The organism is Abyssibius alkaniclasticus, from assembly GCF_020447305.1.
Classification (GTDB): Bacteria; Pseudomonadota; Alphaproteobacteria; order Rhodobacterales; family Rhodobacteraceae; genus Abyssibius; species Abyssibius alkaniclasticus.
On record NZ_CP095732.1, the window covers coordinates 2,119,927 to 2,142,028 of the forward strand.

The window sequence follows — 22,102 nt, forward strand, 5'->3', positions numbered from 1 at the left end:
CAGAGCTCTTGGAAGTTAGTCGCGTCAAGCTGCCTTCTGTGCCAAGTGCGCCTTCGCCCGGGTCGCACAGACGTCAATGAGATCATCAGCCTCGTCGTCAGACAACGCCTCGAACAGAATTCCGCCACCGTCTCGGTTCAAAGCAATCATGAACTCTCTGAACGATCGCTCGCTGGAGGTAACCCAAGTGTTTTTTCGCATGGCGCGGACAACGGCTCTTGCAAGGGGTTTTCGAGCGGCAGTGTTCGTGCGTTCGACAAAGTTGCTACGGATGTCCGCGGTCTTCAGGATGAGTCGCAACGCGCCCTCGGGATCATCCGGGTCTGCAATGCTCGCGATGTGCATGTTCCACCAGAGGCGGGACAGTGCATTGTCGTCGCGGATTGCGGTAAGTCCTCGAGCGAACATGTGGATCCTGACCTGGGAGTCGAGCTGCTCACCGCTGTTTCCCGACAGCCACCTGTCCCGCGCGTAGCCAAGGCACTCGATGTGCGTCAGTCTGGCCCAGACACGCTCCTCCCGCGCGAGCGCAGGCGTCATACCGTGAAGGGCCTGAAACAGGATCAGGGAGTTTTCGATGTCGGTGGCCGCCGTCCTCGCTGTACCATCGAGAGTCGCCAGCAGGTCATGATCAACCTGAACCGTGCTGGTCTCAACTGCCCAGCCGTTGTCATGTTCGAGATCAAGGAAATCACCGGCCTCATAACGGTCACGGTTGGCCACGATGCTCTCCTTCAGCTCGGAAAGCTTCTTTTCGGAAAGATACTTGAGCGCCGATACCGTCATCTATCTGCCTCCGCTACCAGCTGTTGAAGTCCGCTTGCAGGGCCATCGAGAAGTTTCTGGGCGCTCTCGAGGATTGATGTATCCGTCTTGGGATCAACGCCTCGGGCGTCGCAGCGGGCCGTGAACGGAGCATGCCAGCGATATGACTCGTATTGGTCTGCTCCACTTTGCAACGCATCAAGGACTTCCATCACTGCCGGAAGGTAGACAGAGTTCATGACTACAGGTTTTCCGGCCTTTTGCTCGCGCAAGAGCATGATGGTCTCATGCGTCTTCTCTCCGGCGAGGATGGTGATTCGGTCCCGCTCGAGATCAACCTGCAACGTACCTTCAGGGATGTCCGGCGAGCGGTCCAGTTCGAAGATGCTTTCAATGGGAGCAAGCTTGGCCTGTCCGACCGAGATGATGTGCTCCTCCCCGATCGCGATGATATCCCCGCGGCCGAGATCAACCGGCGGTGAAAACTCCGGGTGAATGGTCCCTGGATCCCAGCCACCCAGCTTGTCGTTCAACCAGACGATCGGCCGCAAGGATACCCTGTTCAACAGAACTCCGGCGGCGAAGTCGGTACGACCGGTGGGCCACGCCAAAGCGCGCAGTTCAGTATGATACGTATCCGCGCAGCGGACGAAGCAACCTACCGATGCCTTGTCGGTCTCGACGAGTTGCCGGATCCCGTCTTCCGTCAGGGTGGCTTCGTGCTGAACGGAAAGCGCCCCCGTTGCCATGTCTTCGCTCAGGGAGAAGGTTATGTCGAATTCACCAACAGTGAAATCCCCTGTGTCGTGCGCGAGGACCGGATGCGGATAGCGCGTCTCTTCTGAAAATCTCATGCCGACATTTCCTCGACTTCCGAGCAACTTACGGCGATCAATTCGATCGGGCCATCGTAAGGTTCATCGAACGAAACGGTCACCTTGCACCGTTTGCCGTCATTCACCGCAACAGTAAGCACGCCAGAACCCGGAGTGCCTGCGTCTGCAGCCGTCACGTTAAGGCCTTCGGGTGCGTTGACACCCGTGGCTTGGACCATCAATTCGATCGTTCCTGAGGCTTCCGGCGTGAAGTGAAGCTCACGGGATTTGGCAGCTCCGGAGCTGTCTGAACGGATAAGGTTACGCACCTCGCGGAGAACGACCGGCTCCCGGTCTCCAGCTTTGCCACGGCCGCCCGTTCCGCGACCGGTTCCGGAGCCGCTGCCACCTCCATTAACGCCAGTCCCCGTCCCGGTCTGGCTGCGACCGCCTCGCTCGCCTCCAGAAGGGCTCGGCGCCTTTCGCGACTTCGATTTCCGCCTTTTTGACTCGTAGGTGTACCGTTCGGGATCATGCTCGGCGTTCGGATCGTCGGGTGTGTCGGTTTTGCCGGTCTCGGCGAAGAAACGACCCAGTTCGTCGAGGACGACGGAGCCTTCGTGCTTGACGCCCGTCGTTATCTTGATGATGTCCCTAAGTTCTTTGCCGAGGCGCTTCATGGCCGATGAAGCGTCTGCTCGCTTGCCGGCATCAGGCAGCCTTTCGGCGGAGAAGCCGTCATGTGCTGGGTTCTCAAGCTTCTTCAGCAGAACGCCAGCTTCAGTGTCATCCGGTTCCACGACCACCACGAAGTCGCGCGATCCGCGGAACTGTGCCAAAGGATGTCCGAAGTGCCGGAGATTGTCCGTGATCAGCATCCCGTTTCGAATGAAGCCAACGCGGCAGGGCATTCCCTCTTCGATCAGCAATCGGACCCGCATCTTACCAAGCTTTGGAATCGTGAGGACCTGCTCTTCCGTATTGTCCAACACGAGGCAACGATAGAGCTGTCCTGCAAAGGTCAGATCGGCCTGATGCCCCGTGCGCTCTGCGGCATCAATAATGTCCTGCCTCGCGAACAGTCCCTCGAGTGTGTTGCGATTGATGTTGATCCTCCCGTCGTCTACCTCGAATACCATCTGTTCGCGGTGAACGGCGCAGAAGAAGTTCGAGACGAGCGAATAGGTCATGCGCTCGGCCCAGTCGTCAGCCGCCCGGAAGCCCATGCAGAATATCGAAGTGCCGATTTCAGTACGCGCCATCCATTCCGGCACTAGCGCACGGTCTGTCACAGCCCGGAACCCCTCGGGATCACCCCAGTAGCCCGTCGCCCTCTGCTTCTTGCCGTCCGGGCCTGTATGCGAAACCAGCTTCACTTTGCCTTGAGCAGCAAAGGCTTCGCTCTCTCCGTTCTTGTAAGTCGTAGCGTAGAACACAGTCTGGAGGTCAGATACGGCGAAGGACGCATTCTTGCCGATGCCGAAGGAGCCGCCGGAGTCGACAGTATCCTTGGCCGTGACGCCCGAGGCCTTCACGAGTGAGTGAAAAGGCGTTTCTTCGTCGTCAGGTGGACCAACGAGGCCGGTCGTGCTGCGATCGGCGATCTCCAGCACGGCGATGCTATCCGCGCCGATCACTTTGGTCGCGTTCGCAAAAAACTCCTTTTCCCGGTCCTGTTTAGCCTCGGCGCTGCAAGCAGCAACAGTGCTCCTCAGGAGGTCATGGGATGGAAAACTTGCGTGGTCGAGACCGAAAACATTGAAGGAAATTCTAACGGGATGCTCAGGCAATCCGGTTGCGGCATCACGGCTGTTTTGCCCGGCCTCCCTGGCGCAGCTGGCATAGGGCGCGTCTCGAAAGGTTTCGATCCCGGCATCGCCGAGCCCCTCCTTCTCGCCAGCCTCATTGATCAAGAATTTAAGAACTGGTTCAACCATCGCCGCCAAATCTCCATTGTGCTACCCTGTGCAACCGGCGCCTAGAGCTTGAAATCCCCGGACCCGCCGCTGTCTCCGTCGCCAAACCGCGACCGAGCAAACTCGATCTCCCGCTGCAAGACGCGAAACATCTTCTTCACGTCCTCCTCGGTATAGCTGTAGGCCGATTTGTTCGACAGGTTACCGATCAGTCGGATGTCCTTGAGGGCCCGGTTAACCCGGGCCTCCGCCAACCTCACAAAGCTCTCTCGCTTGTCCTTCATTTGGCTTATATAGCAACATGGCGCATATGTTGCAACATTCTGAAAATATTCTGCTGATGTTGGATATGACGGCGACCTGTGCCGCAGATCTGACCGGGGCGGTAGCCAAAGGCACGCGTTAGAGGATTCGGGAGGGGGCCAAGCACATGGATCGAGTGGTCGGGTCACGGCCTAGTTCCAAGAGACACGGCTATTGAAACCCCGCCAAGAGGTTGGCGCCTATGTGTGCACGCTGTTCTGCCCAATCGACAGGGAACGGCTCCAGAACGCGAACCAACGTCACCTCCGGCCCGCGCGTGCAGTCCAGGATGGCCTCGACGACGTCCGGCGCCAGCAGCGTCAGCCGCATGACCCGTGACCTGACCCCCTGAAACTCCTCCGGTTTGATGTAGAGTCCGCCCAACCAAAGGACGGACAAATGAAAGCACGGTTCACGGACGAGCAGATCATTGCGATGATCAAGGAGCAGGAAGCTGGTGAGAAGACTGCCGATGTATGTCGGCGGCATGGGATCAGCTCGGCGACGTTCTACAAATACAAATCGAAGTATGGCGGCATGGAACCCTCGGATGCCAAGCGACTGCGGGCGCTGGAAGATGAGAACGTGAAGCTGAAGAAGTTGCTGGCGGAACAGATGCTCGACAATGCCATGCTGCGAGACATCAATTCAAAAAAGTGGTGACGCCCGAAGCGAAGCGACAAGCGGTGGTTCACCTGTGCGAAGCGCACGGCGTGAGCCAGCGGCGGGCGTGTGATGTGCTGCAGATTGATCGATCGACGGTTCGATATCAGTCGATCCGTGACGATGATGGCGATCTGCGTGAGGTCATAAAACGGGTTTCTCGTGAACGGCGCCGGTTTGGATATCGGCGCATCCACGTCATGATCGCGCGCGAGGGCCACATCGTGAATCATAAGAAGTTGAGGCGCATTTATGTCGAGGAGAAGTTGCAAGTGCGCCGTAGGGGTGGTCGGAAACGGGCCTTGGGCACAAGAAAGCCAATGGTGCTGCCGGATGGCCCAAACCAACGCTGGAGCCTGGATTTCGTGTCTGATGCGCTGACAGACGGTCGTCGCTTCCGCATCTTGGCGGTCGTTGATGACTTCAGTCGTGAGAACTTGGAGCTGGTGGCTGATACATCGCTGTCAGGTCACCGCGTTGCCCGTGAGTTGGATCAGATCATCGCCGAACGCGGCATGCCTACGACAATCGTGTCAGATAACGGGACCGAGTTCACCAGCATGGCTATCCTCAAATGGGTTCAGAAGACCGGGATCGACTGGCATTACATCGCGCCCGGCAAGCCTCAGCAGAACGGTTTCATCGAAAGCTTCAACGGTAAGTTGCGCGATGAATGCCTCAATGAAACGCTGTTTGGCACCTTGCGCGAGGCCCGAGAAACGCTGGCAACATGGCAGGAGGATTACAACTGGCAGAGGCCCCATTCAGCCTTAGGCAACCTGACGCCAATGGAATTTGCTGAGAAAATGAGCATGGACAAACTGGCAGCTTAACGCCATCAATTTAACACCACGGACTCCGCGCAAAGCTGGAGGGAACTTGGGGCGCAGGTCAGCGGGGCTAGCATTTTGGCTTCAATCCGATCCGTCTCAATCTTGAACGATGGATGTGAACCATTCAGGGTTATTGCTAGGGGCGGCTTTTCGGGCCTAAACCAACGATGATATCAGTCATGGACAACCCGCTTACGCTTGAGTTCCTCGACGATTTTCTTGAACGAGACCGCGGTGAACGCTGCGGCTTGTGTTGTGGATATTCTGCCGTCCTCGTAAAGGCGTTTGCCGTACCAGCCGGGTGAGAACTCCTGGATAATAGCGCTTGCTTCTTGGGCGTATTGTGCGAGCGCCTGGTCGAACTTATTGCGGCTTTGTGCATCGGCAAACCGCCGCCCCTCGCCGACTTGGGCCGAGAGTGTGCGATCTAGCCAAGATGAAAGCGTATCCGCCATGAGCCGCGCGAAAAATGCGCGTGACAAAACAGCGATCCCGTTACGCCACGAGAGGCGCTGCGCGACAGCCTGAACATCTGCTGGTGTTGCCGCGAACAAGCCTGGCAGCGCATCACCGATCTGGTCGGAGAACGTGGCCACGAGTGCGCGTCCAGCCAATTCACCCAGGTCAGAATTATCACGTGTGTCTCGTCCTGTTGCGTCAAGCACTTCTGAAGAAGCACTTAAAATCTCCAGCAGAGAAGGCGCTGAGCCAACCGCGAGATTAAGATTGCGGAGTGCGAGGCCGAAGTCGTCTTGCCGTGCAGCGTGGGGCACCATTAGGAGAAGTCTGACGGCTTCAACGACCACGGGTGATCTTGCAGCGTCAAGCATCTCCCTCTCAGCTGCTCTGGCACTTGCCGCGATCACATCCTCAGCGATCGCTCCTGCATCCAGCAGGTCGACGACTTCGCGCCACTTTCGACTCTGTGGCAAAACCCCAAGATGAATGTGACCCATGTCTGCCCGCAAAACTACCGCGCTTGCATGAGACTACAACCTGAAATGGTAGACCTGTCAAATATTGAAATCAGTCGCCAAAGTCGAACTGGGACAGATTGGACAGTAGAATCCGTTTCTTCTTCACGTGCGCGCGTGAGAGCACAATTGATAATTAGTGTCTCATCTGTCCCACCTTAGACCGATGCTTTGCGGGCTGACTGTGTTTGGCAGCTATGAGTCGTCGATAGTGGCGCGGTTTGTCCTCCCCTGTCGCAAGATGTCATAATATGCCATAATTACAATGGCTTAGCTTGCATGCTATACTACTCCCACGCGCAAAGTGCCGCGAGTTGCAGGACGGGGTGGTGATGACCAAAGGCTCAACTAAGACAAGAGTAAGCACCAATGCGGCGACGGTTGATGCTGGCATGGCATCGGTCAGTGCAGGCGCTGCGGGTATCCAAACCCCACCCGGCATTGCCCTTCGGCGCGTGGTGGATTTGCTGCCCTACGCCGCCAACGCCCGCACCCATTCAACACAGCAGGTGGCGCTAATTGCCGCCTCGATCCGCGACTTCGGGTTCAACAACCCGGTGCTTGTGGATGGGGCCAACGGCATCATCGCGGGACATGGACGGGTGCTTGCCGCGCAAGAACTGGGTCTGACTTCGGTGCCCATCATCGAGCTTGCCCATCTGGATGAGGTGCAAAAGCGCGCCTAAATTTTGGCCGATAACAAACTTGCAGAGCAGGCAGGCTGGGACAATCAACTGCTGGCACTGGAACTCGGCGATCTCGCCGATCTCGGGGTTGATCTGGGCAGCATCGGCTTTGATGCCCGCGATCTGGCGGCGCTGTTGGGCACTGGCGCTGACCCGCGCGAGGACGAGGTGCCAGAACCACCTGTCACACCCGTGGCGCGTTTGAGTGATCTGTGGTGCCTCGGCAATCATCGGCTAATCTGCGGGGATGCCACGGACAAGGATACTGTTGCGCAGGTGCTGGGGGGCGTGCGCCCGCATTTGATGGTCACCGATCCGCCTTACGGCGTGGCTTACGATCCGGCATGGCGCAATCGTGCTGGGGCGGCACAGACCAAACGCACCGGCAAGGTGATGAATGATGATCGCGCGGATTGGCGCGGGGCCTGGGCACTGTTTGAAGGCGATATTGCCTATGTCTGGCATGGGGCGCTGCACGCGGGCACCGTCGCCGAGAGCCTCAATGCTGCTGGTTTTGATATTCGCTCGCAAATCATCTGGGCGAAGGAACGCCTTGTGCTGAGCCGCGGGGATTACCACTGGCAACACGAGCCCTGCTGGTATGCGGTGCGCACGAAAGCCAAGGGGCAATGGAGCGGGGATCGCAAGCAAACCACGCTCTGGAGTATCCCCAGCCGCGATCAGGACGCCACTACCGTGCATGGCACACAAAAGCCGGTGGAATGCATGCGCCGCCCCATGTTGAACAACTCCAGCCCCGGACAGGCAATATACGAGCCCTTCAGCGGGTCGGGCACCACCATCATTGCCGCCGAGAGCTGCGGGCGCATCTGCCATGCGGTGGAGCTGGACCCGTCTTACGTCGATGTCGCCATCCTGCGCTGGCAGAGTTTTACGGGTGAGACGGCACGTCTTGCCGGAACGGATCAGAGCTTTGCAGATGTTGCACAAGAGCGGGGGCAGCCATGAGCACGCGCTACGTCATCTCCATACTCCTTGCCGCGATCCATACGCTTCTGGGATGTGTCTTTGCCTTTATCCTGCTGGTGCTGGGTTATCCGGCGATCTGGGTGCAGATCATGCTCTGGCAGAACCTGACGCTGAGCGGTGTGGTCTTTGCTGCGCTGGCCCTGTGGCCGTGGCGGGCGTCACCACTCGACGGTGCCGAAGCACCGGGTGATCCCGAGGGGTAGGGGGGGGTTAAACTCTGGGGGATGCGCATCGGGACCGGCTTGGGGGGCAAAACTTCCACACAGCCACAATTCCAACCGGGGGTCAAAACGGCGGAACGGATAAAACAGGAGACATAGGAGACACAGCATGGTGCAACGCGGCCCGAAGACCAAGCCAACGCAGCTCAAGCTGCTCACCGGCACGGCACGTGACCACCGGCTCAATCCGCGCGAGCCACAGCCCGAAGTCATCTGCCCGCAGGCACCCGGGCATCTGACCAAGGCGGCCCGCGCGGAGTGGGATCGCATTGTGGTCGAACTGATGGCGCTACAGCTGATGAGCAATCTCGATCGCGGGGCGCTCGGTGCCTATTGCCAGGCCTATGGGCGCTGGAGTGCTGCAGAGACGGCATTGGCGCGCATGGCCGAGCGTGACACGGTAACCGAGGGGCTGATCGTGAAGAACAAGAGCGGCAACCTCATCCAGAACCCGCTGGTGGGGGCGACCAACAAAGCCATGGCGGATATGGTGCGCTATGCGACCGAGTTCGGCCTCACCCCGTCGGCGCGCAGCCGTGTGTCTGGCATGGGCGATGGCGGTGCCAATCCCTATCCGGAACATGACGAGTGGTTTGCGTGATGGAGGGGCAAGCCCATAGCGCACACCATCGCATCACCCTGCCAGCCCCAACACTGGGGATCGCCCGATGATGCGCGGCACCAAACCCCAGCCCACGGCCTTGCGGCGGCGCAACGGCAATCCTGGTAAGCGCGGTTATAATCCTGCCGAACCCCAGCCGCCAAACGAGATGCCCGATTGCCCGCCGCATCTGTCAGTACCGGCGCAAGTGGAATGGGCGCGACTGGCACAGGTGTTGTTTGACATGGATGTGCTGGCCTTGACCGATCGCGCGGCACTGGCCGCCTATTGCCAAGCGTACGGACGCTGGGTTGAAGCCGAGGAACGACTAGCGGAAACACCGACGCTGATCAAGGCGCCATCGGGCTATGTGCAGCTATCGCCCTGGCTCTCGGTGGCCAACAAGCAGTTGGAACTGATGGGCCGGTTCATGGCAGAGCTCGGGCTGACACCTGCCGCGCGCTCGCGCATCCGCAGCTTTGATGCACCGCTGCAAGATCCGGTCACCGAGGTGAAGTTCATGATTGTCTATGAGGACGCCAACGGCAACAAGGTTGAGGAGCCAATGCCGAGGGCGGGAACAGCGCTGCCCAAAAGCACAGGGCGCAAGGTGCCGAACACCATCGTCATCGATAAGGATGATATGCAGCTTTGAGTGCAAACAGCGCCAGCGTTTAGATCTGACTTGCTATCGCAAGCGCACAGAGCGTGAGTGTTCACACCTGCCATACGAGGGTTTGGCAGATGTGAACAGGAGGCGCAGATGGGCATGGCAACGCAGGATAGGGCATCTGAACGCCATCAACCCCACCAACCCCGCTTTATCGCCTACGAGCGCGTCTCGACGGCGCGGCAGGGGGCATCTGGCTTGGGGCTGGATGCGCAGCGCGGCAGCATCGAAACCTTCGCCCTCAGCCGTAGCGCACAGCTGCTGGCACGGTTTGCCGAGGTCGAGAGCGGGCGCAACCCCGACCGCCCGGAACTGGCCAAGGCGCTACATCTGGCCAAGGTCACAGGCGCAACCCTCATCATTGCGAAACTGGACCGTCTGTCGCGCAATGCCGCCTTCCTGTTGACACTGCGGGACTCTGGCGTGTGGTTTCTGGCCGTGGACATGCCCGAGGCCAATGACCTGACCGTCGGCATCATGGCGCTCGTCGCCCAACAGGAGCGTGATGCCATCTCGCGACGCACCAAGGAAGCGCTGGCGGTGGCAAAGGCGCGTGGGGCGAATCTGGGCAATCCCAACGGGGTGGCAGCGTTTGCGGACAGCACGGATAACGGGGCAAGTTTGCGCAGCTCGGTCAGCGCCAATGCAGAGCGACATGCGCAGGACCTGGCAACGGTTGTCGCGGATTTCCGAGCCGCTGGGGCAACTTCGTTGCGGGCGATTGCGGTGGAACTCAATTCCCGCCAGATGCGCACGCGGCGTGGTGGAGTTTGGGGGGTGAGCAATGTGCGGAATTTACTTGAAAGGTTTCGCTTGGGATGAGCAATATTGATCGGCCATCGCCTTCCATTCTGAGTTTTTTACTACTCGTCGCCGCCAGTTAAAATGCTATCAGGTTACGTGGCTGACACTCAGGAAACTACCAAGAAAGTCTTGATATCGCCCTCCGGCGCTTTGTTTTTGCCTAATCATGTTCTTGTTGGGTGTGGCTCAACAATCCATAACGCTATCCATGAAAGCCATGCACTTACTAACTTTAGCGGTGTCAAATCAGGCTCAAGGCAAATGGCTGAAAAAGTTGGATTCTGTCGCGTAACGAGGTTGATCCAATTTCGAACGAAGGATGCTGCGTTGCCTGTAGATTGGGGAAGGAACTGGAAAAAACGCAAGTATCGGCTGCTTGCGATATTTATTAAATCTGTTAATAAGATAAAAGAGGGTGATCGGAGTGGCCATGCGTAAGATGAATTTACATGATGGTTCAACGTCTTTTGAAGGCGTTATCGAGGTGCGCGGCGTTCTTGGCGCCGCAGTAAAGACCCTGGGTATTCGCATTGTCCGTGGAGATTGGCGCGTTGGTGAGGTTGTAACCAAAGAGGCCGATTTGGTTGACGAACTCGCCGTAAGTCGCTCGGTCATCCGCGAAGCCTTTCGAATTCTGGGTGCAAAGGGCATGATCCGAAGCCGCACATCGGACGGAACGCGTGTGCAGCCGCGCGCCGAATGGCGCCTGTTGGACCCGGACGTTATGGATTGGCGCATCAAGGCAGGCGATACGGAAAGCCTGTTGCGCGACCTGCTGCAAGTGCGATTGATCCTTGAACCTGGCGTTGCTGGCCATGCGACATCATTTGCAACTTCCATTCAGCGCGCAGCCGTTGATGCTGCCTGGGCCAACAAGGTCAGCATTCTGGACAAGCCGGGCCTCACTCATGAAGAGCGCCGGGCACAGTTTATCTCGACTGATCTGGAATTTCATCGCGCACTTTTATCTTGCGCAAATTCCGAACTGCTCGACCAGCTCTTCTCGGTTATCGAGGCGGCACTTGGTTTGCTGCTTGATCTGCAAATGAAAGCAAAGGGTTATACAACGAAGATGATCGGCATGGATGAAAGTCATGCGATGCATGAAGCCGTATATGTGGCGTTTTCAAAAGGAGATGCCGAAGCGGCACAGGCTGCAATGCGGATTCTCATCCAACGTGCAATTGAAGATGCGCATGCGGGCTTTGTCCTGCTAAAAAACTAACTGGAAAATAATATGAGCAAGTTGAAGATTGACGTCGGGCTTGTCGCCGACGTGGCTGAACGGCTAGGCGCGCACCCTTTCAAGGGGTGGTTTTATGGAGACTCTATTGGCTTTGAAGGGCTGATCGCAGCCGCGAAGATTCTGGACGATCCGAAATGGGTAAACTTTTCACATGGGTTCTTTCGTGCATGGGCGACACGGATGACACCATTCCAGCCTGACGATAACACTGCGCCCGGCCATGTCATGTGCGACATTGTCGAACAAACGGGTGATGTGATCTTGCGTGATGCCGTTCTTGAACTTGGCAGGCATCTGCGATCACGCCGCAAGCACGGGCAAGTGTCGATAACATTCGAGGATACACTTCGCTCGCTCCGGCAGCCTTACGGCGGCGCGGGTCTTTCAGACTTTGAACAAAAGCAAATGGAAAACCCCGGGGCGGGTATCTGGTTGGACTGTATGCATTTTGATGCACCATTTTTTGCCCATCTATCGCGGATTGACCCTGAAGGTGGCTGGGCAAGGGCTGCGATTGATGAAATTCTTGGCTACAAGCCCTTACTTTTTAGTGCCGAAACGGGATTGTACCGGCATTATTGGCTCGAAGATGTAAACAAGTCCTACATTGATGGTTGGGGACGTGGGCAGGGTTGGGCCTTGCTTGGTTTGCTTGATGTTGCCCATTATGTGCCCGCTACTTTTGCGGGTGTCGAGGCAGTGAAGGCGGAAGCGCTAGCTTTGGCAAGGCGTATGCTTGATTATCAGCTAAACGATGGAAATTGGCATTGTATGGTGCATGAACCCCGTTCTGGTCCGGAAAGTTCAACCGCTGCTTTCATGGCTACCGCGTTTTTTCGTGGAATCAAAATGGGTCTTTTGCCGGAGGCTGAGTTCGTTGAACCCGCTGCGCGCGCCTATGAGGCAATGGTGGCCAATTTAGATTCGAAGGGCAATCTTCTCGGAGTATCCGCAGCGGTCATGTCCGCTCTGGTAGAAGAGCATTATTGGCATGTTCCGCTGAATCGAATTGTTCCCTGGGGCCAAGGACCGGTGCTGACTGCAATAGCAGCACAAGCCAGTGCGCAGACTTAACTGCGCGCTATGGCCGCGTGGCTAACACGCCGCGCTACTCGTACATACGAATCGACACGCCGCCGTCGACAACAATGTTTTCTCCGATAATGAACCGCGCCTCGCTGGATGCGAGCAATGCGGCGACGGCGGCGATCTCAGAAGGTCTGCACAGCCGCCCGACAGGCTGCTTTGCCTCGACGGCGGCGCGCGCGGCAGCCGGGTCGGCTTCTTTTGCAAAGTGATTGGCAACGATAGGCGTGTCGGTGTAGCCCGGCGAAATGGCATTTATCGCCACGCCGCGGTCGGCATACTCCAAAGCCAAAGCACGCGTCAGACCTAGCAGGCCATGTTTTGCAACCGGGTAGGGAAAGGTCGATTTAATGATCGAGAACGCATGATTTGACACGATGTTGATTATCGCGCCATCATTTTGGGCCAGCATGTCGGGCAGAACCTGGCGGCAACAATGCCAAACACCTTCCAGGTCGACCGACATGCATCTATGCCAATGCGCCATCGTGCTTTCGAGCGGCTCGTGGAAGACCGCAATTCCTGCATTATTCACCAAAACGTCGACAGTGCCGAATAATTTCTTCGCCTCAATATGCATTGCAGCGATGCTTTCCTGACTGGCTACGTCTGTTTCGATGAAGGCAACATCAGCGCCAGTCTTAGAAGCAATCTCAGCCGCCGTATGCGCTCCAACGTCTTGATTTAGCTCAGCAATAACGACACTCGCCCCTTCGACTGCAAATCGTTCAGCTATGGCAGCACCGATTCCTTGGCCGCCTCCTGTTACAATCGCCGTCTTTCCCTCTAGCCGCATCATCTTCGGTTCTCCCATTTGATGTTGACTTTATCATATTAACTGTTAATACGTCCAACACTACATCTATGTCCAGTGGAGGAGACAAGAATGCGGCATACAAATCCAATTAAATTTGCTTTGGCAGTAGGGCTTTCGGCTAGCATGTTGGCTGGCGGTGCGAGTGCTCAGGAAAATCTGATCATCGCAATCTATAAAAGCGGAACGCAACAATACTTCATCGACCAGGCTGAAGGTTTCATGAGCGCAGCTGAAGAGCTTGGCTATGAGGCGCGAGTCATCAACGTTGAAACAGACTCCAACCTCGCAATCAGCGCAGTCTCCGATGCGATTGCGGCCGGCGCGCGTGGTATCGCGATCACTGCCCCAGACCAGGCACTGGGGCCGGCAGTATCAACCGCGGCTGCTGAAGCTGGTGTCTTGATGATTGCAACTGACGACCCGCTTGAAGATGCGTCGGGCAATGCACTGCCGTTTGCCGGTTTTGACGGCGTTGCTATGGGAACGCGTGTCGGAGAGCGCGCGGGTGCATTGCTGGCGGAATCGGGCTGGCTTGAGGGCGAGAGCTACGCCATCATGAGTGTGGAGGTTCAAACGCTTTCAGTTTGCAACGATCGCACCAACGCTGCGATCGATCAAATCGTTGCAGCCGGCGGTTCGGCGGATAATGTCGTTCCGGTTGCGTATGATGGCACAGCCGATCTGGCGCTGTCGGCAGCTGGCCCTGTCATTACGGCAAATCCGGGCGTTGATAACTGGGTTGTCGTTGGTTGTAATGACGAAGGCGTTCTTGGCGCAACCAACGCGCTGCGAAACGCTGGCTTTGATGCTGCCAACGTCATCGCGGTTGGCCTTGGCGCCTATGAGGCGTGTCGTCCCTGGGCAGCTGGTATCGATACCGGTTTCAAGGCCGCGCTTTACATCAGCGGCGTTGATGTTGGTGATGCTGCCGCGCGTGCGTTGATCAATGCAATCGAAACCGGCGAGCCGTTGCCCCCGATGACGGTTGCCAACACCACAATTGTGGACCCCTCCACATATGCAGACATCATGCCCTGCAACTGACAGAAATATGTGGGGCGCTGGTCTGTGCGCCCCACATTCCATCGGGGGGAAGACAACGATGACGACACCAATTCTTCAAATCAGAAATGTGGGCAAGTCCTTTCCGGGCGTGAAAGCATTGTCTGGCCTGTCGATGGATGTGCATTCAGGCGAAATTGTTGCCTTTGTCGGCGAAAACGGTGCGGGCAAGTCAACATTGCTCAAAATCCTTAGCGGTGACTATAGGCTTGATGAAGGCACGGTGTTGATCGACGGCATTGAAGCCTCGCATGTCAGCCCGCTTGAAGCGCGGCGCGCAGGGTTTCGTTTGGTTCGGCAAGAACCAGAAATAGTCCCCGACATTTCCGTCGCTGAGAATATTTTCATTGGTGAGTATCCGCGCCGCTCAGGCGGGCGCGTAGATTTTGCCGCGATGCGTGCGACGGTCACGGATATGCTGCATCGATACGGTTTTGCCGGGCTGATAGATATAGACGCGCTTGGCAGAAGTCTTTCGCCCGCTCAAATGCATATCGTGGAAATACTTCGCGCCTTGAAAACGGGTGTGAAAATCGTCGCCTTTGACGAGCCCACGTCCTCGCTTACACAGGATGAAACCGAACGGCTATATGAACTCATCCGAACACTAAAGGCCGACGGGTTGGGGATTATTTACGTTTCGCATCGCTTGCACGAGGTGATGGAAATTTCTGACCGCGTGGCCGTATTGAAAGATGGCGTGCCAACGGGTGATCTGGTGACATCGCAAACGTCCGAACAAGAAATTGTCAGGCTGATGGTCGGGCGTGAGCTGGCGCATGGATACAAGCGCAGCGAGACAACGCGTGACGATGTGGTATTGGAAGTCAACAACCTGACAAGCCGTTGGCACGACAATATAAGTTTCAAAATCCATGCGGGAGAGATCGTCGGGTTCGCAGGGCTCGTCGGGGCAGGGCGCACGGAGCTTGCCAAAGTCTTGTTCGGTGAATTTGAGAAGCAAGGCGGCTCGGTCAAGATATGCGGACAGGACGTCCGCATCAAAAGCCCTGCCGACGCAATCGCCGCAAGCATCGGATTTGCGCCTGAAAACCGCAAAGCCGAAGGGCTGATCCTTGTGCGCTCGGTTATCGAGAATGCGTCGATGGCTGTCTACTCGCGACTCGCGAAATACGGTATATTGCGCAACAGGCAGATGATTACCGCAGTCGAACCATTCATCAAGCGTCTGGACATCAAAACCCCGTCTTTGCTCCAGGATGTTGGAAAGCTTTCGGGCGGGAACCAGCAAAAAGTGGTGTTGGCGCGTTGGCTGGCGGCAAATCCCCGCCTATTGATCCTAGATGAACCAACACGCGCCGTCGACGTTGGGGCCAAGGCTGAAATCTACCGTTTGATGGACATGCTGGCCAGTGAAGGCATGGCCATCATGATGATCTCTTCAGAGCTCCCCGAACTGATGTCTATGTCAGACAGGATCATCGTTATGAACAACCGTAGAATTTCACAGCCGATCGAGAAGCGGGACGCCACTGAAGAATTGATCGTGAATATGGCGCTGGGAACACAGGCAGCCTGAATTATCCTGAGGAGGAAGATTAAATGAGTGTATCCGCTCAAGAGGCGCAAGGCCACAAAGCTGATGGCATAATAAAGCGCGCAATGAATGCAATTGGCGCTGAAAACCTGTCTCTGATCATCGCGCTATTCTTGATGATTGCACTGATCTCGACCCAGACCGAATACTTCTTTTCGTCACGCAATATTTTCAACATCGCCCAAAATATGGCTGTTGTCGGATTGATCGCAGTTGGCATGACACTCGTGATCGTTTCGGCAGGATTAGATATTTCTGTTGGTTCTATCGCGGGATGCGGTTCGGTGATGAGCGCTCTGGTTGTTGTCTCGACAGGTTCGGTTTTGGGCGGGGTCGGGGTCAGTATTGCTGTCGGTCTTGTATTGGGATTGGTCAATGCGGGCATTATCAGTATTTTACGTGTTAACCCTGTTGTAGCAACATTGGCCACGTTCTCGGCATTTCGCGGCGTGGCGTTCCTTATCGCCCCGGGCGGTCGCCCGGTTGGCGTTTTAGATCCTGCCTTTGCGGAACTCGGCTCCGGCAAAATATTTGAAATCGGGCCCTTTCCCGGCATCCCTGTCGCCTTCGGAATTTTGCTGATTGTCGCTATCGGAGCGCATTTTGTGATGCGTACCACCGTGTTTGGCCGTTCGATCTATTCCATGGGCGGAAATCCAGTCGCGGCGCGATTGGCGGGGATCAATCTGACAAAAATGCGCTTTGCGATCTATGCAATCTCGGGCGCGCTTTCGGGCCTTGCAGGTGCGATTGTTACGGCACGAACAAGCTCTGGGCAGCCCGCCTCAGGCACGCAGGGGCTTGAGCTTGAGGCTATAACCGCGGTTTTTTTGGGCGGGGCGCTACTTGCCGGAGGGAAGGGCACAATTGTGGGCACGATGCTGGCTGTTTTGCTGCTTGCCACACTTTCTAACGGCATGAACTTGTTGGGTATTCCGACATTTTATCAGCTTGTTGCAAAGGGTTTGCTTCTTGTGCTGGCCGTGGCCATCGGTCAATGGCGTATGGCCTATGCCGAGCGCGCCCAGGCACGCCAAACTGCAGCCAGTGCGGAAGGTTGACATTGGTGCTTACGCTTGAAAATGCCGCAATCCAGTTGACGGTGGCGCCGGATATCGGTGCCCGTGTCACCAAATTGATCGATCTGCGAAATGGGCGTGATTGGTTGGTTGGCGGTAGATCGGCACACCAGCCAGACGAAAACGCAGATTACACTGCCCAGAGCGCGCGCGGCTGGGATGAGTGTTTTCCCACTGTCGCGCCGTGCCAAAGCCCCGATTGGGGCAGGCGGCTGCGCGATCATGGCGATATTTGGGGGCGTCGTGTTGAATGTGAGCAGAATGAAGCGGGTATTCAGTCAACCTTCTTTGGTTCGGGTTATCGTTTCACGCGACGACTGTCATTGCATGACGAAACCGTGGTTGCCGACTATTGGCTCGAAAATACCGGCTCATCGGCACGTCCCTACCTATGGAGCCAGCATTGCCTGCTGAATTGCAATGAAGACGACCGGCTAAGCCTTGTCGGAATCGGCGAGATGGAAGTGTCATATAACTCTGAGACTGCCGAAGTCAGCGCTCGAAATTTCAATTGGCCAAAATTCGATTCCAACCACCCGGACCTGACCCATATTGAACCACAAACAGCTTGTTGGGCGGCAAAAACCTATGCGCCAATCGCTTCGGTAGTTGATGCCAGCGTAATGGGTGCCGATGGCGGTGCAATAACCTTTTCCTGGTTGCGCAAGGATATTCCGTTCCTTGGACTATGGCTCGACTATGGTGGATGGCCGGCCAATGAACCTGTTCACCAGGTTGCCATAGAGCCCACCAACGCCCCCGCCGACGACCTTGCAGCCGCAGTGTCACGTGGTCTTGCCCCGCGAATTTTGCCAGGTGAAACGCATTTTTGGTCGGTTTCCATCACACTTTCGCAAACCAACAACTCAAAGGTTCCCTCATGAATGAAGACGATCACATTCAATTCAGCATTAGAGATGGCGTTGCCTTTCTTACCTTGAATCGCCCAACGAAAATGAATGCAATTACGGCGGCGATGGGTGGCACCATTACTCAATTGGCGAGCCGCGTAGACACAGATGACGATATCAAGGTCCTAGTGATCGAAGGCGCGGGCGAGCGGGCCTTTTCTGCGGGTTCGGATGTGAATGCGCTCGATGACCTGGGCACGCCCTGGGACGGTCGCAATCGTGCGCAATACAATCGCGACTATATTGCGCCGCTTTTGGGCCTGCGCAAACCCGCTATTGCGATGATTGATGGCTATTGCCTTGGCGGCGGGCTGGAAGTGGCAATGTGTTGTGACATTCGGGTCGCAACACCGCGTTCGCGCTTTGGCGCACCAGAAGTGCAGCGCGGCTGGCACGCGGGTTCGGGTAACACATCTATTCTGCCGCGCCTCATAGGCTACGGGAATGCCGCGCATTGGATTCTGACCGGTGAAATTTTTCCGGCCGAAGAAGCATATAGGGTTGGGTTTGTGCAAGTTCTTGCCGAGCCCGAAAACCTGCAGGCTTCGGTGCTTCGCATTGCAAGCCGACTTGCAAAAAACCCGCCAATCGCCGTCCAGTCCGCGAAAAATATCATCCGCCAAAGCCAGGGCTCGTCAATTGCTCAGGGGCTGTCCTGGGAGAATGACGGCTACACGCTGTGCATGATGACCGAAGATGCCAAGGAAGGTATGCGCGCCTTTGCTGAAAAACGCGATCCGGTTTTCCGCGGTCGTTAATCAAGAAAGTTAGACTATGCAAACTGCATTCGAACAATCGGCTCAAAATCGCAGCCCCCTTAAAGGCATCAAGGTGCTTGATCTGACCATCGCTATGGCCGGTCCGCTCTGCACACAGCGCATGGGCGAGATGGGGGCAGAGGTGATCAAGATCGAGGCGCCGGGTGGTGGCGATTTTGCACGCCACGCACCAATGGCAGGAGTCACAAAATTTGGTGACTCCACATGTTTTGTCACGCTGAATCGCAACAAGAAATCGCTTGTGCTTGATCTGAAGTCGGCTGAGGGTCGCGCGGTGCTGTATGACCTTGTGCGCCAAGCCGATGTCTTAATTCAGAACTTCCGACCACGCGTAGCCGATAAGCTTGCGATCGACTATGACACCTTGTCAAAGATCAATCCGAAACTCGTTTATGGTTCAATCAGTGGCTATGGAAATGACGGTCCGATGAAAGATCGTCCGGGCCAGGATTTGTTGCTGCAATCCTTTACCGGCCTTACGATGAATGGCGGCACGGCGCGCGGCCTGCCGCAGGCATCGCCGCTTTACATGGTCGATGTCACCGCGTCGCATATGATGTGTGAAGGGGTTCTTGCAGCGCTAGTTGCGCGTATTTCCACAGGGCGCGGGCAGCAGGTGAATGTCACCATGATGGGCGCGATCATGGAAATGCAATGCCAGGAAATCACATCATATCTGGAAGCCGACTCGCCGCCAAGGCGCGGGGAAACGCCACAGGTCTCGACCTACCAGGAGCCGCCATATGGCATCTATATTTGTGCCGCGAACACATTTTTCTCTATTGCACAGGCTGATCTGGCTGTTCTGGCAAAGGCGCTGGATTTGCCGATACTCGCCGAGATCAAGGCCGCACGTCCCCCTCAGGCCGATGGTGAAGCCGTTGCTGCCTGGCGTGACCGGATCTATGAAATTCTATCTGCAAAACTGCTCACCCAGACTGCACGGCACTGGGATGCGCTGCTGTCGGAACTCGGCATCTGGTGCATCGTCGTGAATGACTACGAGTCCTTCCTGAAGCACCCGCAATCACAGGGCAATCTTACCAAAATGAAGCATCCACAAGGTGGCGAGTATTCGGCTGTTGCACCCGCAATTTCTTTTTCCGACGCGCCAAAGCCCGAGCTGTTTGCCGCTCCGCGATATGGTGCTGACAGCCGCACGATCTTGTCTGCCCACGGCTTTGATGCCGCCCGGATCGACGCGCTGGTCGCTTCGGGTGCGGTAATCGAAAGTGTAGTCCGGTGAAAATTACCGCCTTGAAGACCTTTATTGTGCCACCCCGTTGGTTGTTCTTGAAAATTGAAACAGACGAAGGCTTGGTCGGTTGGGGCGAGCCTGTTCTTGAGGGCCACGCCAGAACACTTGCCAGCGCGATTGACGAGCTTGCTGATCTGCTGATCGGGCGAAACCCGCTTCATATCGAAGACATTTGGCAAATGATCTATCGCAACGGTTGCTATCGCGGCGGCCCCGTGCTGATGAGCGCGCTTTCGGGCATCGACATGGCTTTATGGGATATCAAGGGCAAGTTTTTCAATGCCCCGATCTATGACCTTCTAGGCGGGCCAGTACGCGAAAAAGTGCGCACATATTGCTGGATCGGGGGTGATCGCCCCGAAAACCTTGTGGAAGACGCAAAACTGCTGGTCGCCAAGGGATATGACGCCTGCAAGATGAATGTCTGCCATGAACTCCAAATCATTGATCGACACAGCGCAGTAGATGCGATTGTTGCTCAGATGTTTGAATTGCGCGCAGCTGTCGGCCCGTCACTTGATCTGGCGTTTGACTTTCATGGACGCGTTCATGTGCCAATGGCAAAGATATTGCTGAAGGAGCTAGAGCCACTGCGCCCGATTTTCGTTGAAGATGCAGTCACGTCACAGCAGGTGGATGCAATGGCCGATCTGGCGCGCAGCACAACGATTCCACTGTGTATTGGCGAGAGGTTGCATAGCCGCTACGATTTCAAACAGGTGTTCGAGAAAGCTGCGGCCAGCGTCATCAATCCGGATACGGCCCATGTTGGGGGCATTTCAGAAATGCTGCGTATCGGCCATTGGGCTGAGGCTTATGACATTGCGCTCGCACCGCATTGCCCGCTGGGGCCAATCGCGCTTGCCGCGAGCTTACAAGTCGATGCGTTGTGTCACAACGCCTTCATTCAGGAACAAAGCCTGGGCATTCACTATAATCAGGGCGGCGACCTGAATGACTACCTGCGCCCTGAAAGCAGGTTTGCCTGCGCCGGCGGCTATCTCCCAATTCCAACAGGCGCGGGGCTGGGCATTGAGGTCGATGAAGAATTTGTAATCGAACAGGCCAAAATCGGTCATCGCTGGCGCGCACCGGTTTGGCGACATAAGGATGGTTCAATTGCAGAGTGGTAATCTGACCGATGCACGACTTATCGGAGTCGATTGGGGCACCTCGTCGTTCCGCGCCTATTTATTGAATGATAATGGCGAGTTACTGGATCGAGTCAGTTCACCTTCCGGTATTCTGAATGTCCCTGATCGCAATTTCGCCGCTATTCTGGACAGAAATTGCGGCCAGTGGCCGAACGTGCCAACACTCATGTGTGGCATGATCGGCAGTCGTAACGGTTGGATTGAAGCGGACTATCTTTCTGGTCTGACAGGGGCGAGCGAGCTAGCTGCTCAACTCAAAGAAATAGAAAATACCAATATTCGCATTGTTCCCGGCATCTCGGGGCAAGATTTTTCCGGTGGTCCGGATGTGATGCGCGGCGAGGAAACGCTTCTTGTCGGAGCGCTTGCATTGGGCGCGCCGCGTGATGGATTAATTTGCTTGCCCGGCACGCATTCCAAATGGGTCAATCTTGTATCCGGGCGAATTGCTGGTTTTTCCACCTATCTGACAGGCGAGGTTTTTGCGCTCATGCGTGATCGTTCAATTTTGTCGCCCCTAATGGAAGAAAATGCCATTGTGTGGGACCGTCCGCAGCAAAACGCTTTTGTCGAAGGCGTTGAAATGGCGCGAGATAGCACCGGCTTATTGCATCAGCTCTTCTCGCTGCGCGCGCGGGTTCTGACAGGGCACCCCGCTGCCTCTGATCTGGTCGCGCGACTTTCTGGCCTTATGATCGGCGCCGAGTTGTTGTCGATAAAACCCGACAACGGAACCGCATCAGTAAGCCTCATAACGTCAGGTGCAATCGGTGAACGCTACCGCATGGCACTGGAGCATCTGGATATTGGTGTTATCGAATACGATGCGGAACTGTGTTGCCAGCGTGGCTTGCATGACATTGCCCTTGCTGCCCAGCTACCGGCGTTTCGGCAAACGGGCGGATAGGGGC

The 22,102-nt window shown here is 56.3% G+C and carries 22 protein-coding genes and 1 pseudogene; 16 read left to right on the plus strand and 7 right to left on the minus strand.

From position 1 onward, the window contains the following. Positions 1-24 precede the first annotated feature (24 nt). The 5 genes from LGT41_RS10625 to LGT41_RS10645 form a co-directional block, all read right to left on the minus strand. A complete protein-coding gene (locus LGT41_RS10625) occupies positions 25-786 on the minus strand; it encodes a DUF6339 family protein (RefSeq protein WP_274126842.1) in 762 nt (253 codons plus the stop codon). Next, positions 783-1,619, minus strand: coding sequence for a hypothetical protein (locus LGT41_RS10630; RefSeq protein ID WP_274126843.1), 837 nt, complete (start codon positions 1,617-1,619; stop codon positions 783-785). The genes LGT41_RS10625 and LGT41_RS10630 overlap by 4 nt, the downstream gene beginning before the upstream one ends. Continuing rightward, positions 1,616-3,517 (minus strand): hypothetical protein, encoded by a 1,902-nt coding sequence (locus LGT41_RS10635; RefSeq protein WP_274126844.1) that lies wholly within the window; start codon positions 3,515-3,517, stop codon positions 1,616-1,618. The genes LGT41_RS10630 and LGT41_RS10635 overlap by 4 nt, the downstream gene beginning before the upstream one ends. Before the next feature lie 41 nt (positions 3,518-3,558). After that, positions 3,559-3,780 (minus strand): hypothetical protein, encoded by a 222-nt coding sequence (locus LGT41_RS10640; protein WP_274126846.1) that lies wholly within the window; start codon positions 3,778-3,780, stop codon positions 3,559-3,561. A 190-nt stretch (positions 3,781-3,970) separates the two neighbouring features. Further along, the gene (locus tag LGT41_RS10645) at positions 3,971-4,129 is read right to left on the minus strand and encodes a hypothetical protein (RefSeq protein ID WP_274129753.1); all 159 of its coding nucleotides are present in this window, start codon (positions 4,127-4,129) and stop codon (positions 3,971-3,973) included. A gap of 69 nt (positions 4,130-4,198) precedes the next feature. Between LGT41_RS10645 and LGT41_RS10650 the strand changes: the two genes are divergently transcribed. Next, positions 4,199-5,295, plus strand: a protein-coding gene (locus LGT41_RS10650; RefSeq protein ID WP_274126848.1) for an IS3 family transposase whose coding sequence is annotated in 2 segments (ribosomal slippage) — positions 4,199-4,445 and positions 4,445-5,295 — 1,098 coding nt in all. Because the reading frame shifts where the segments join, the coding sequence is not laid out codon by codon here. Between the two features lie 173 nt (positions 5,296-5,468). Here the strand turns inward: LGT41_RS10650 and LGT41_RS10655 are convergent. After that, the gene (locus LGT41_RS10655) at positions 5,469-6,251 is read right to left on the minus strand and encodes a hypothetical protein (protein WP_274126850.1); all 783 of its coding nucleotides are present in this window, start codon (positions 6,249-6,251) and stop codon (positions 5,469-5,471) included. Between the two features lie 410 nt (positions 6,252-6,661). On the opposite strand from LGT41_RS10655, the pseudogene LGT41_RS10660 reads away from it, so the two are divergent. From LGT41_RS10660 to LGT41_RS10690, 7 genes and pseudogenes are all read left to right on the plus strand, one after another. Beyond that, positions 6,662-7,924, plus strand: a pseudogene (locus tag LGT41_RS10660) (site-specific DNA-methyltransferase). After that, complete coding sequence (locus LGT41_RS10665; RefSeq protein WP_274126852.1) at positions 7,921-8,148, plus strand: hypothetical protein; 228 nt, start codon at positions 7,921-7,923, stop codon at positions 8,146-8,148. Before LGT41_RS10660 ends, LGT41_RS10665 begins: the two are co-directional and overlap by 4 nt. A gap of 127 nt (positions 8,149-8,275) precedes the next feature. Further along, positions 8,276-8,767 (plus strand): phage terminase small subunit P27 family, encoded by a 492-nt coding sequence (locus LGT41_RS10670; protein ID WP_274126854.1) that lies wholly within the window; start codon positions 8,276-8,278, stop codon positions 8,765-8,767. A gap of 67 nt (positions 8,768-8,834) precedes the next feature. Beyond that, positions 8,835-9,422: a phage terminase small subunit P27 family gene (locus tag LGT41_RS10675; protein ID WP_274126856.1), complete on the plus strand. Its 588-nt coding sequence runs from the start codon at positions 8,835-8,837 to the stop codon at positions 9,420-9,422. A gap of 108 nt (positions 9,423-9,530) precedes the next feature. Beyond that, complete coding sequence (locus LGT41_RS10680) at positions 9,531-10,259, plus strand: recombinase family protein (RefSeq protein WP_274126858.1); 729 nt, start codon at positions 9,531-9,533, stop codon at positions 10,257-10,259. A gap of 412 nt (positions 10,260-10,671) precedes the next feature. After that, on the plus strand, positions 10,672-11,466 hold the full coding sequence (locus LGT41_RS10685; protein WP_274126860.1) for a FadR/GntR family transcriptional regulator: 795 nt from the start codon (positions 10,672-10,674) through the stop codon (positions 11,464-11,466). A 12-nt stretch (positions 11,467-11,478) separates the two neighbouring features. Then, on the plus strand, positions 11,479-12,561 hold the full coding sequence (locus LGT41_RS10690) for a glycoside hydrolase family 88 protein (protein ID WP_274126862.1): 1,083 nt from the start codon (positions 11,479-11,481) through the stop codon (positions 12,559-12,561). Between the two features lie 34 nt (positions 12,562-12,595). Here LGT41_RS10690 and LGT41_RS10695 read toward each other — a convergent pair whose 3' ends face one another. Next, positions 12,596-13,372, minus strand: a complete 777-nt coding sequence (locus LGT41_RS10695; RefSeq protein ID WP_274126864.1) for an SDR family oxidoreductase — start codon at positions 13,370-13,372, stop codon at positions 12,596-12,598. Positions 13,373-13,459: 87 nt separating this feature from the next. Here LGT41_RS10695 and LGT41_RS10700 point away from each other — a divergent pair, with 87 nt between their 5' ends. Genes LGT41_RS10700 through LGT41_RS10735 form a run of 8 tightly spaced genes read left to right on the plus strand, consistent with a single transcriptional unit; the run spans position 13,460 to position 22,098 of the window. Then, positions 13,460-14,434: a substrate-binding domain-containing protein gene (locus tag LGT41_RS10700; protein WP_274126866.1), complete on the plus strand. Its 975-nt coding sequence runs from the start codon at positions 13,460-13,462 to the stop codon at positions 14,432-14,434. Between the two features lie 58 nt (positions 14,435-14,492). After that, a complete protein-coding gene (locus LGT41_RS10705; protein WP_274126868.1) occupies positions 14,493-15,992 on the plus strand; it encodes a sugar ABC transporter ATP-binding protein in 1,500 nt (499 codons plus the stop codon). A 23-nt stretch (positions 15,993-16,015) separates the two neighbouring features. After that, complete coding sequence (locus tag LGT41_RS10710) at positions 16,016-17,071, plus strand: ABC transporter permease (protein WP_274126870.1); 1,056 nt, start codon at positions 16,016-16,018, stop codon at positions 17,069-17,071. A gap of 2 nt (positions 17,072-17,073) precedes the next feature. Next, positions 17,074-17,973 (plus strand): aldose epimerase family protein, encoded by a 900-nt coding sequence (locus LGT41_RS10715; RefSeq protein ID WP_274126872.1) that lies wholly within the window; start codon positions 17,074-17,076, stop codon positions 17,971-17,973. Continuing rightward, positions 17,970-18,758 (plus strand): enoyl-CoA hydratase/isomerase family protein, encoded by a 789-nt coding sequence (locus LGT41_RS10720; protein ID WP_274126874.1) that lies wholly within the window; start codon positions 17,970-17,972, stop codon positions 18,756-18,758. Before LGT41_RS10715 ends, LGT41_RS10720 begins: the two co-directional genes overlap by 4 nt. 16 nt (positions 18,759-18,774) lie before the next feature. Then, entirely contained in the window at positions 18,775-20,025 is a 1,251-nt protein-coding gene (locus LGT41_RS10725; RefSeq protein WP_274126876.1) for a CaiB/BaiF CoA transferase family protein, read from the plus strand. Beyond that, positions 20,022-21,170 (plus strand): galactonate dehydratase, encoded by a 1,149-nt coding sequence (gene dgoD, locus LGT41_RS10730; protein ID WP_274126878.1) that lies wholly within the window; start codon positions 20,022-20,024, stop codon positions 21,168-21,170. The genes LGT41_RS10725 and dgoD overlap by 4 nt, the downstream gene beginning before the upstream one ends. Beyond that, positions 21,148-22,098 (plus strand): 2-dehydro-3-deoxygalactonokinase, encoded by a 951-nt coding sequence (locus LGT41_RS10735; protein WP_274126880.1) that lies wholly within the window; start codon positions 21,148-21,150, stop codon positions 22,096-22,098. Before dgoD ends, LGT41_RS10735 begins: the two co-directional genes overlap by 23 nt. Positions 22,099-22,102: the final 4 nt, after the last annotated feature.